Raw genomic sequence first — 11,390 nt, 5'->3', positions numbered from 1 at the left:
CGCTCACATCCGGAAGACGCCGTAGGAAACGGGTTCGAGTGGCGCCTGTGCGCACACCGAAAGGGCAAGGCCGAGCACGGTTCTCGTATCGGCCGGGTCGATCACGCCATCGTCCCAGAGTCGGGCCGTCGAGTAGTACGGATTGCCCTGGTGCTCGTACTGATCCCGAATCGGCGCCTTGAACGCCTCCTCGTCCTCGGCCGACCATGGCTGTCCTTTGCTGTCGAGCTGGTCACTGCGTACCGTCGACAGCACCGACGCGGCCTGCTCGCCACCCATCACCGAGATCCTGGCATTCGGCCACATCCACAGGAACCGCGGTGAATACGCGCGCCCGCACATCGAATAGTTGCCCGCGCCATACGAACCGCCGATCACCACGGTCAGCTTCGGCACCCGTGCGCAGGCCACCGCGGTAACCATCTTGGCGCCATGCTTGGCGATACCGCCCGCCTCGTAATCGCGTCCGACCATGAAACCGGTGATGTTCTGTAGGAACAGCAGCGGAATCTTGCGTTTGTCGCACAGTTCGATGAAATGCGCGCCCTTCATGGCGGATTCGCCGAACAGCACGCCATTATTGGCCACGATGCCCACCGGATGTCCGTGGATGTGCGCGAACCCGGTAACGAGCGTCTTGCCGTATTCGGCCTTGAACTCGTGAAAGCCGGATTCGCCGTTGGGGTCACCGTCGATGATCCGGTCGATCACCTCGTGGACGTCATATGGAGTGCGCGGATCCACCGGCACCACGTCATACAGCTCGGACTCCGGCGCCGACGGCTCGACCGGGGCCTTGACCTCCCAGGGCGCGACCGGGCGCGGTCCGAAGGTGCCGACGATGCGGCGCACGATACGAAGTGCGTCCTGATCGTCCTCGGCCAGATGGTCGGTGACTCCCGAAGTCCGCGAATGCAATTCGCCGCCGCCGAGCTCCTCTGCCGTAACGACCTCGCCGGTCGCCGCCTTCACCAGCGGAGGGCCGCCGAGGAAGATCGTGCCCTGATTGCGCACGATCACCGCCTCATCGCTCATCGCCGGTACATACGCTCCGCCCGCGGTGCAGGATCCGAGCACCGCCGCGATCTGCGGAATCGCCTTGGCGCTCATGGTCGCCTGGTTGTAGAAGATGCGCCCGAAATGCTCCCGATCCGGGAAGACCTCATCCTGGTGCGGCAGGTACGCGCCGCCGGAGTCGACCAGATACAGGCAGGGCAGATGATTCTGCAGCGCGACTTCCTGCGCGCGCAGATGCTTCTTCACCGTGAGGGGGTAGTAGGTGCCGCCCTTGACCGTGGCGTCATTGGCCACGATCACGCATTCGCGCCCCGACACCCGCCCGATACCGGTGATGACACCCGCGCCGGGACATTCGTCGCCATACATCCCCGTCGCGGCCAGCGGCGAGAGCTCCAGGAAGGGACTGCCCGGATCGAGCAGCTGATCCACCCGCTGCCGGGGCAGCAATTTACCGCGGGCGACGTGTCGCTCGCGTGCCTTCGCCGGACCGCCGAGCGCCGCGGTTGTCAGCCGCTCGCGCAGGTCGTCGGTCAACGCCTGGTGTGCCGCGCGGTCTTCGACCGCGTACTCGGTAACCGTCATCACGCCATCCTGCCATCCAGTTAGTAGCCGATAACTGGAATTCAGGTTAATCTTGATTAACCAAGATGTCGAGACCGGGTGAAGGGAGCGGACTTGACCAGCACCGATTCCGCCGCGCCGACACGAAGGGAACAGCTGAAAGCACAGCGTCGCGCGCAACTGTTGGACGCGGGAGCCCGGCTCATCGCCGAGCGTGGGTTCCTCGGTATGCGCCTGGACGACCTCGGCGCGGCCGCGGGTATCAGCGGCCCGGCCGTCTACCGCCACTTCCCGAACAAGGAAGCGCTGCTGATCGAACTGCTGGTCGGGGTCAGTCAGCGGCTGCTCGCCGGCGGAACGGCGGTCGCCGCGCGCGGCGAGTCGCCGATGGAAACTCTCGCGGGGCTGGTCGACTTCCAACTGGACTTCGCGCTCGGCGAGCCCGAACTCATTCGCATTCAGGACCGTGACCTCGACAATGTTCCGGTCGGCGCGCGTCGTGAGTTGCGTCGCGCACAGCGGCAGTACGTCGAGATCTGGGTCGCGGTGCTGCGCCGCCTGCATCCCGATCTGCCCGAAGACGCCGCGCGCGTTCAAGCGCACGCCGCGTTCGGACTGATCAACTCCACCCCGCACAGTGCGGCGTCGGCCATCAGGGCCCGACCGGTATTGCGCCGAATGGCGTTGTCCGCCTTGGAGTGAAGGCCCAATGCACGATTGGGCCCGCCCTTGTCACCGCGCGCTCCACCCGCCATCCATGGTGTAGGACGCGCCGGTGACCATTCCGGCATTCGCGGACGCGAGCCACCCGGCCAGTCCGGCGACCTCGTGCGGCTCGACGAGGCGTTTGATGGCGCTCTCGGTGAGCAGGACCCGCTCGAGCACCTCTTGTTCGGCGATGCCGTGTGCCTTGGCCTGATCGGCTATCTGCTTGTCCACCAAAGGGGTTCGGACATAGCCAGGATTGACGCAGTTGCTTGTCACCCCTCGGTTGCCGCCCTCGAGCGCGGTCACCTTCGACAGTCCCTCCAGTCCGTGCTTCGCCGTCACATACGCGACTTTGTATTCGGACGCGCGCAGCCCGTGTACCGAGGAGATATTGATGATCCGCCCGAATCCCTGCCGGTACATGTGCGGCAGCGCCGCACGGATGAGCAGGAATGGCGCTTCGACCATAAGGGTCATGAGCTTGCGGAACTGCTCCGGTGCGAACTCCTCGATCGGGTCGATCCGTTGCACCCCGGCATTGTTCACCAGGATGTCCGCATCGAGGCTCAGGTGCTCCAAAGCGCCGACGTCGAGAAGATCTACGGCCCACGCCTTTCCGTCGAGCTCGTCGGCCAGCGATTTCGCCCCGGCCTCATCGATATCGGCGACGGTGACCTCGGCCCCACGGTCGGCGAACTCGCGGGCGCACGCGGCGCCGATACCGCTCGCGCCGCCGGTGACCAGGGCTTTGCGTCCTGTCAGATCCGTCATTTGACCTCCGCTCCTACGGTGCCGGTGATCGCTGGCTCGGTCGCGGTGGCCAGTGTTTCGGCATCGGCGAGGTCGATGCTCTCCAGCGCGATGCCATTGGTCTCCCTGGCGAAATACACCGCCACCGCGGTGACGGCGGCGGCCCCGGCCAGGTACCACGCGATCGGCACCGCGGAACCGAATTTGTCGAGCAGGCGCACGGCGATGATCGGCGCGAGCGACCCGGCCACGATCGAGGTGACCTGATATCCCAGTGACACACCGGAATACCGCATCCGGGTCGGGAACATTTCCGCCATGATCGCGGGCTGCGCGGCGTACATGAGGGCGTGGAAGATCAGGCCGATAATGATCGCCGACATAATGATCGCGTTGTGCCCGCTGTCCATCATGGGAAAAGCGAAGAACCCCCATGTGCCCGCGGTGATCGCGCCGATGAAATAGACCGGCCGCCTGCCGAATCGGTCGCTGAGTTGCCCGGCCACTGGAATGGCGAGGAAATGCACAGCGTGCGCGACGAGCAACCACCACAGAATCACCTTGGTGTCCACGCCGACATGCACCTTCAGATAGGTGATCGTGAATGTGACAACCAGGTAATACATGATGTTCTCGCCGAACCGCAGTCCCATCGCGGTGAAAACGCCACGCGGATAACGCTTCAGCACCTCGAAGACGGTGAATGAATGGGCCTTGATCTGCTCCATCTGCTGCTGCGCCTCGACGAAAATCGGAGCGTCGGTGACCTTTGTGCGGATGTAGTAGCCGATCAGCACCACGATGGCCGACAGCCAGAACGCGACCCGCCAGCCCCAGCCGAGGAAGGCGGCATCCGACAGCGTCGAGGTCAATGCGAGCAGCGCGACCGTCGCAAGCAGGTTTCCCAGCGGCACGCCCGCCTGTGGCCAACTCGCCCAGAAGCCACGGCTTTTGCTCGGACTGTGTTCGGCGACAAGCAGAACCGCGCCACCCCATTCACCGCCGACCGCGAAACCCTGAATGAATCGAAGCGTGACCAGTAGCGCCGGTGCCAGATATCCGACCTGACCGAAGGTCGGCAGGCAGCCCATCAGGAAGGTCGCACTGCCCACCAGCAGCAGACTGAACTGCAACAGCTTCTTGCGGCCGTAGCGGTCGCCGAAGTACCCGAAGACGATGCCGCCGAGCGGGCGCGCCGCGAAGCCGACCGCGTAGGTGATGAAGGCGGCGAGGATGGCGTCGAGATCACTGGTGCCCTTGGCGAAGAACACCTTGCTGAATACCAGCGTCGCGGCGGTGCCGTAGAGAAAGAATTCGTACCACTCGACGACCGTGCCCGCCATTGACGCGGCGACCACCCGCCGCAGGCCCGTCGGTATGCCGCCGGGATCGCTTCCCTTGGGCCGCAACGTGTTTCGCACGCTCATCGCACTCTCCTCTATGACCGGGACCAATTCTTGCTGATGAATGTGATGGTCCCCACAATTTATGGTCAAAACGAGTATTCGTGCAGATGTCTGTGGTCGCAATGACCAGATGCGCAGGCATGATCTGCGAGAATGCAGATATGAATGTCTCGCCTTCGGGATCCCGCCGCCCAAGCGCGGACGACCTGCTGGTATTGCTCGCCGTCGGCCGATCGGGTCGATTCGTCACGGCCGCCGAGGAACTCGGCATCAACCACACCACCATCTCGCGCCGAATCACCGCGCTGGAGCAGGCGCTCGGCGGGCGCGTACTGGCGCGCGTCACCGGCGGCTGGGAACTGACCGACCTCGGGCGCGAGGCGCTCGAGGCAGCCGAGACCGTGGAATCCGCCGTCAAATCGCTGGCCACGGATGCGAATGGCACGCGAGCGCTGGAAGGGGTCGTCCGGCTCTCGGCCACCGACGGCTTCAGCGCCTACATCGCCGCGCCCGCCGCCGCGCAGGTGCGGCGGGCGCATCCGAAGATCGCCGTGGAAATCGTCGCGACGACGCGCCGCGCGTCCCAGCAGCGTTCCGGCCTGGATATCGAAGTGGTGGTGGGGGAGCCGCAGGTGCACCGGGCCACGGCAATTCGCCTCGCCGACTACTGCCTCGGCCTCTATGGCTCCCGGGACTATCTACGCGAACACCGAACCCCCACGGACGTAGACGACCTGGCCGGCCATTCGCTGGTGTACTTCATCGATTCCATGCTCCAGGTCGACGTCCTCGACGTGGCATCCAGTTTCGTACCGACCATGCGCGAATCGGTCACATCCACCAATGTTTTCGTGCACGTCGAGGCGACACGAGCCTCGGCGGGCCTGGGCCTGCTGCCCTGCTTCATGGCAGACAGGCATGACGACCTGGTACGGGTGCTCGGCGACGAAATATCCGTCCGACTCGCCTATTGGCTGGTGACCCGAACCGAAACACTCCGTAGACCGGAAGTGGCTGCGGTTGTCGATGCGATCCGCGTGCGGATGCACGAACAGCGAAAAGCATTGCTGGGCTTGCGGTCTTAGTGGTGTCGAAGTGTGTCAGGCGGCAGTGACGTCGGCGGATTGGTCGGAGGTGAGGTTGCCGTCGACCATTCGGTAGACGGCGTCCATCTGGTGCAGGTGGTTGCGATCGTGGGTGACCAGTAGTGTCGCGGCGCCGTGGTCACGGACCACGGTGAGTATCAGGTCGATGATGGCGGCCCCGCGTTCGGTGTCCAGTGCGCTGGTCGGTTCGTCGATTACCAGGAGGGCGGGGTCGTTCATCAGGGCGCGAGCGATGTTCACGCGTTGACGTTGGCCGCCGGAAAGCTTGGACGGATGCTTGTCGCTGTGGTCGGCGAGGCCAACGGCATCGAGGAGTTCCATTGCTTTGTCACGGGTTTCGCGGCGCCGCGCCGGTGCGGTGAAGAGGCGCTGACCCAGGTGCGTCATCGCCTCCAGTTGTTCGGCGGCGGTGAGAGCGGGGATGAGGTTCGGCTGCTGGAACACGATGCCGATGGACGAACGTCGCAGGGCGGTGGCATCTCTGCGGTTGAGCGCGGCAAGATCCACGGTGCTGTCGCCGGTTTCGAGTTCGACGCGGCCGGATTCGGGACGGATCAGCGTCGAGACGACGGCGAGCAAACTCGATTTGCCCGAGCCGGATGGGCCGGTGATGGCGGCGATGCTGCCGCCGTCGACACGCAGGTTCACCCGGTCCAGTGCGGTGAGGCGGCCTGCGCCATCGGGGTAGGTGAGGGTGACGTCGTTGACTGTCAGTGCGGTAGTCATGATTTCGAGGCTCCGGGGGTCAGCGTGCCGCGTTGAGCGCGGTAAGCGGGTCGGTGGTGAACAGGAAGCGCAGCGCGAACGCGGCACCGAGTAGGCCGAGCACGATCAAGGCGAGCGCGGGTAGCAGTGTGGTCGCGAGACTCAGCACGAACGGTAGGGCGTCGCCCATGAATGTTGCCGCGATAACGGTGATTGTGAGCCCGATCGTGACGCCGGCGGCGAGCACGATCGCAGCCTGGGCCAGCGCATCGCGAACCAGCGAACCCGAGGTCGCGCCGAGCGCCTTGAGGGTGGCGATATCGGGGCCGCGCTGCACGGTCCATACGGTGAAGAAGGCGCCGATCACCAACGCCGAGATCGCGAAAAGCAATACCGTCATCAGTGTGAGGGAACCGTTTTCGGCCTCGTAGGCGCCCAACGCGGATAGCGATCCCGAGACGGAGGTCGTGGTGGTGTGCGCAATCTCGTTGACGGCGTCGATATTCGGTATGCCGGACACCGCGAGCACGGTGGCCGCACCGCCACGCGGGCTCACCGTCTGCCAGTCGGCGGGGGTCATCCAGACCACGGGCGTATGGCTGTACCAGTCGTCACCGCCGACCGATGCCACGGTGAAGGTGCCCGACTCGAGGGTGACCCGATCGCCGGGTTGCGCATCGAGCGCCTTCGCGGCACCTGAGCTCAGTACCACCGTGCCTTGTTCGGTTGCGCCGCGATCGCCGAAGGCCGATCCCGCCGCGCCGAACAGTGCGACCTGAGCGGGTTGCCCATCATCGCGCCCGGCCACCGCCGCGCCCGCGTGGCTGATGCCGATCGGGTCGACGGTGCCGTCGGGTCCCGCGGCCGATTGCCAGGCCGCGACCTGCTGTGTGGTCAGTGCGGAGGCGTCGAAGGACGGATCGGCACCGGTATCCGCGAAGACGACGGCGTCGGCGGAGATGGCCTCGACAGCTGAGATGTTCTGGTGCGCCAGCCCGGCGGTGAGGCCACTGAGGAAGCTCACCAGCAGGGCCACCAGCGTGACGACCAGCGTGATGAGCAAGAAACGGCCGCGTGCGGCCCGGAGATCCCTGAGTGCGACGAACATGCTTCCACTATCGCGTTCTCGGGCCGCCGGGCCATCGCGCACGGGATGGAACCGGGGCCGATCGAAGGTTGGCGCGCGTTTTACACCTTTCGATGGATGCCGACCAGATAGCCGCACATAAGCTGGCACCGTGCACTCGTCGCCGCTCACCCCTGTCTTCACCACACTCCGGTTGGGACTGCATGTCCTGGTAACGGTGCTGGCAGTGGTGACCGCTGTGCGTGCGCTGCTGCCCGGTGTGCCGCATCCTGCGGCCGTCATCACGTTGACAGCCGTGTTCCTGGCAACCTACTTCGCGGGGGCGCTGCTGAGTTCCAGCCCGGTCGGTATCCGACTCTGGTTGGCCGCGCTGACCGTGCTGTGGCTCGGCTTGGTCGCGTTCGCACCGGACGCCGGGTACCTCGCCTTCGGGCTGTTCTTCCTCTACCTGCACCTGCTGCCCTCACCCGGGAATCTGCTCGCGGTGGTGGCCGCGACGACCGTGGCGGTACTGGGTTTCGGACTGCATCGCGGATGGGCAGTCGCTGGTGTCATCGGACCCGTTCTGGGGGCAGCGGTGGCTGTGGGTATCGGGCTCGGATATCAGGCGTTGTTCCGCGAGTCCGCCTCCCGGCAGCGGCTGATCGACGAATTGCTCAGCACCAGAGCGACTCTCGCGGATCAAGAGCGCACAGCGGGCAAGCTCGCCGAGCGGGAGCGGCTGGCGCAGGAGATCCACGACACCGTCGCGCAAGGTCTCAGCAGTATTCAACTACTGCTGCACGCCGCCGAGCAGTCCGCGCCCGACCATCCCGCGCTGCAACGGATTCAGCTCGCCAGGGAAACCGCCGCCGAGAACCTCGCCGAAACGCGAAGACTGATAGCCGAATTGACGCCCGCCGCACTGGAGGGGCAGTCGCTGGCCCAGGCGCTGGAACGGATCTGCGCCCGCGCCCAAGCCCCCGGGTTTACTACTCAGATGCTGGTCGAGGGAACCCCGGAGCGGCTCCCGATGTCGGTCGAGGCGGCGCTGGTGCGCATCGCGCAGGGCGCGGTATCGAATGTCGTCCGCCATGCCGGCGCCGCGCGAATGCGACTCACGCTCACCTATGCCGACACCGACGTGTTCCTGGATGTGGTCGACGACGGCATCGGGATCGATCCCGCCGTGCTCGATCGCGCCCCCTCGGGAACATTCGGATTGGCCGCGATGCGGGCCCGAACCGAACAGCAGGGTGGCACCATGGCGGTCGAATCGGAGCCCGGCCATACCGCGGTCACCATCTCCTTCCCTATCGGGCCCGCCTCCGAACAGCCGAATCCCGTTGTATCCTCGGCGGATACAACGGCACAGTCTGCCGGTTCGGCTCCGGAATCCACTTCACCTGAGCCGAATTCGGCTGATCGATCGGAGCACTTATGATTCGGCTGTTGCTGGCCGACGACCATGCCATCGTGCGGGCCGGATTGCGCGCGCTACTCGAGAGTGGCGACGAAATCGCTGTCGTAGGAGAGGTTTCCAGCGCGGAAGCAGCGGTGTCCTTCGGTGCCACCACCCCGGTCGACCTCGTGCTCATGGACCTGAGTTTCGGCCCCGGCAACTCGGGTGTCGACGCGACCACCGAGCTGCGCGCGCTCCCGAACCCGCCCAACGTCCTGGTGGTCACCAACTACGACACCGACGCCGACATACTCGGCGCCATCGAAGCCGGCGCCTGCGGGTACATCCTCAAGGACACCCCACCGGCGGAACTGCTCGCCGCGGTTCGTTCGGCAGCGGCCGGGGAGAGCGTGCTGTCTCCCTCGGTCGCGTCCAAGCTGATGACCAGGGTCAGACGCGCCGACACTACATTGAGTCAACGCGAAATCGAGGTGCTGCGGCTGGTCGCGGCAGGCCGCTCCAACCGTGAGATCGCCAAGGAGCTGTTCCTCAGCGAAACCACCGTCAAATCCCACCTCGTACACATCTACGCCAAACTCGGCGTCCGCTCGCGAACTTCCGCCGTCGCGCGGGCCCGCGAACAGGGCATGATCTAGACGATTCATTCGTCGGTGGCTTCCCACTGGTCGCTGCCATCGTCGCGGGTAAGTGGGGCAGGTTCACGGGTGGGCGTGGTAGACAGCTTCGAGGTTGGTCCCGTCGGGATCATTGACGAATGCCCCGTAGTAGTCGGGGTGGTACTCCGGGTGCACCGCCGGTTCGTCCCGAGTGGTGGCTCCGGCGGCGATCGCGGCGGCGTAGAAGGCGTCGACGGCTTCTCGGCTGTCGACGGTGAAGGCCAGGTGCAGGTTCGGGTCGACGATCTCGCCGTCGACGAGCCAGAAGAACGGCTTGGGATGCCGGCCGTAGCCGACCATCGCGGGCCGGTCGCCACTGGCCGGGAAGTCGAGCAGCTTCTCGACGCCGATGATCGGGAGGACGGCGTCATAGAAGGCGCGCGACACGGTCAGGTCAGTGACGGTGATGTTGAGGTGGTCGATGCTGGAGCCGGTGTAGTCACTCATGACTGGGTTTCCTATTTCTCCGAATGGTGGGAGTTGTCACCGCTGGGCGTCCGCGGCACCGGCCTCAGCGGGGTGGGGCTCGGTCGACTGGCTGGTGGCCGGCAGGAGTGTCATCAGCGCGGCGGCCACCAGGTACAGCCCGATCTGCCAGGGCAAGATCGCGGCGAACGCGTCACTGAACCCCGATGCCGAGCCGCTGCCCGTTGGGGCGGCATCGGTGAGGTGGGTGAAGAACAGCGTGCCGAGGGCCGCGACGCTGATGGAACCGCCGATCTGGTTGGTCATGGACAGCACTCCGCCAGCGGATCCGGCGGCCCGGGCGGGCACCCCGGCCAAGATCACATTGACCAACGGCGGCGCTGCTAAGCCGAGGCCGAGGCCGCCCACCAGCAGTGGTCCGCCGAGCTGCCACCACGCGGGGCTGTCGAGACCGATGACGACCAGCCACATCGCGGCGTGGGACGCCGCGATCAGCAAGCTGCCGGTGATCAGCAGCCGTCGGCCGTGCCGTGCGGCCAGCTTCACCCCTACCCCGGAGGTAATCATCGAGCCGAGCGCGTAAGGAAGGGTGATCAACCCGGTGGCCAAAGCGGTGCGGCCGGTGCCGTCTTGGAGGTAGATCGACAGCAGCAGGAAGAACGAGGCGATTCCGCCGAAAAACGCCAGTGACGCGACCAGTCCGCTGCTGAACGCGCGGCTGCGCAGCAGCTGCGGATCGAAGATCGGCTGTCCGCCGGCGGCCGCGATGCGTCGCTCGACGCCGCCGAAGACCGCCAGCCCCGCCACGCCGGCCGTGAGCAGCGCCCAGCCCCAGCCGGGCCACCCCCACGACTGGCCCTGCACGATCGGTAGCAGCACCAGCAGCAGCGACCCCGCCAGCAGCGCTGCGCCGACCAGGTCGAGACGGCCCGCGTCGTCGCGCCGCGACTCGCGCAGCACCTTCCAACCGATGAGCAGAGCGATCAACCCGACCGGCACATTCACCCAGAAAATCGTGCGCCAGCCCAGGTCGAACAGGTCCGCGGTGACCAGGATGCCGCCCAGCAGCGGCCCGGCAATGGAGGCCAGCCCCTGGACCCCGCCGTAGGCGCCCAGCGCGGCACCCATCTGCCGCGGCGTCAACGACGCCCGGATGATGCCGAAGACCTGCGGAACCATCAACCCGGAGGCCAAGCCCTGCACGACCCGCAACGCGATCAGCGCGCCAGCGGTCGGAGCCAGCGCGCATGCCGCCGACGCTGCGATGAACCCGGCAAGACCGATCAAGAACGCGCGCCGGCGACCGTACTGATCACCGATCTGGCCCCCGGTGATCAGCGCCGCCCCCAACGACAACGCATAGGCCGCGACCATCCACTGCAGCTGCGCCGGAGAGGCACCCAGGGATGACTGGATATCCGGTGCCGCGACCGCGACGATCGTCACGTCCAGTAGATCCATGAACGACGCGACCAGGATCACCCCGATCAACGCGGCCGGGGATGAGACCATCGGCGAGGCGCCGGTCGTGGTCGGCGAAGAAGAAATCGTCATGCCGCCACC

11 protein-coding genes are annotated in these 11,390 nt (G+C 65.9%); 4 read left to right on the top strand and 7 right to left on the bottom strand.

What is annotated here, in order from left to right; translation table 11 throughout:
* Nucleotides 1-3: 3 nt before the first annotated feature.
* On the bottom strand, nt 4-1,602 hold the full coding sequence (locus tag LKE06_RS03265; protein WP_227997096.1) for a carboxyl transferase domain-containing protein: 1,599 nt from the start codon (nt 1,600-1,602) through the stop codon (nt 4-6).
* Nucleotides 1,603-1,695: 93 nt separating this feature from the next.
* On the opposite strand from LKE06_RS03265, the gene LKE06_RS03260 reads away from it, so the two are divergent.
* Complete coding sequence (locus LKE06_RS03260) at nt 1,696-2,283, top strand: SACE_7040 family transcriptional regulator (RefSeq protein ID WP_227997094.1); 588 nt, start codon at nt 1,696-1,698, stop codon at nt 2,281-2,283.
* Between the two features lie 30 nt (nt 2,284-2,313).
* Here the strand turns inward: LKE06_RS03260 and LKE06_RS03255 are convergent, their stop codons facing one another.
* Complete coding sequence (locus LKE06_RS03255) at nt 2,314-3,060, bottom strand: 3-hydroxybutyrate dehydrogenase (RefSeq protein WP_227997093.1); 747 nt, start codon at nt 3,058-3,060, stop codon at nt 2,314-2,316.
* Nucleotides 3,057-4,466 carry an MFS transporter gene (locus LKE06_RS03250; RefSeq protein ID WP_255648404.1) on the bottom strand — a complete coding sequence of 470 codons (1,410 nt, stop codon included), beginning with the start codon at nt 4,464-4,466 and terminating at the stop codon, nt 3,057-3,059. The genes LKE06_RS03255 and LKE06_RS03250 overlap by 4 nt, the downstream gene beginning before the upstream one ends.
* A gap of 140 nt (nt 4,467-4,606) precedes the next feature.
* On the opposite strand from LKE06_RS03250, the gene LKE06_RS03245 reads away from it, so the two are divergent.
* On the top strand, nt 4,607-5,530 hold the full coding sequence (locus LKE06_RS03245; protein ID WP_227997091.1) for a LysR family transcriptional regulator: 924 nt from the start codon (nt 4,607-4,609) through the stop codon (nt 5,528-5,530).
* 15 nt (nt 5,531-5,545) lie between these two features.
* Here the strand turns inward: LKE06_RS03245 and LKE06_RS03240 are convergent, their stop codons facing one another.
* Together LKE06_RS03240 and LKE06_RS03235 are read right to left on the bottom strand one after the other, a co-directional pair.
* Nucleotides 5,546-6,280, bottom strand: coding sequence for an ABC transporter ATP-binding protein (locus tag LKE06_RS03240; protein ID WP_227999259.1), 735 nt, complete (start codon nt 6,278-6,280; stop codon nt 5,546-5,548).
* Between the two features lie 16 nt (nt 6,281-6,296).
* Nucleotides 6,297-7,364: an ABC transporter permease gene (locus LKE06_RS03235; protein WP_227997089.1), complete on the bottom strand. Its 1,068-nt coding sequence runs from the start codon at nt 7,362-7,364 to the stop codon at nt 6,297-6,299.
* A 130-nt stretch (nt 7,365-7,494) separates the two neighbouring features.
* Between LKE06_RS03235 and LKE06_RS03230 the strand changes: the two genes are divergently transcribed.
* Complete coding sequence (locus LKE06_RS03230; RefSeq protein WP_227997087.1) at nt 7,495-8,766, top strand: sensor histidine kinase; 1,272 nt, start codon at nt 7,495-7,497, stop codon at nt 8,764-8,766.
* Entirely contained in the window at nt 8,763-9,380 is a 618-nt protein-coding gene (locus LKE06_RS03225) for a LuxR C-terminal-related transcriptional regulator (protein ID WP_227997086.1), read from the top strand. The genes LKE06_RS03230 and LKE06_RS03225 overlap by 4 nt, the downstream gene beginning before the upstream one ends.
* Nucleotides 9,381-9,443: 63 nt before the next feature.
* Here LKE06_RS03225 and LKE06_RS03220 read toward each other — a convergent pair whose 3' ends face one another.
* Nucleotides 9,444-9,848, bottom strand: coding sequence for a VOC family protein (locus tag LKE06_RS03220; protein WP_227997084.1), 405 nt, complete (start codon nt 9,846-9,848; stop codon nt 9,444-9,446).
* A gap of 36 nt (nt 9,849-9,884) precedes the next feature.
* A complete protein-coding gene (locus LKE06_RS03215) occupies nt 9,885-11,381 on the bottom strand; it encodes an MFS transporter (protein ID WP_227997082.1) in 1,497 nt (498 codons plus the stop codon).
* Nucleotides 11,382-11,390 lie beyond the last annotated feature (9 nt).

Source organism: Nocardia australiensis (genome assembly GCF_020733705.1).
In the GTDB taxonomy this organism is placed as follows: domain Bacteria; phylum Actinomycetota; class Actinomycetes; order Mycobacteriales; family Mycobacteriaceae; genus Nocardia; species Nocardia australiensis.
This window is presented reverse-complemented; position numbering and strand designations above follow the sequence as displayed.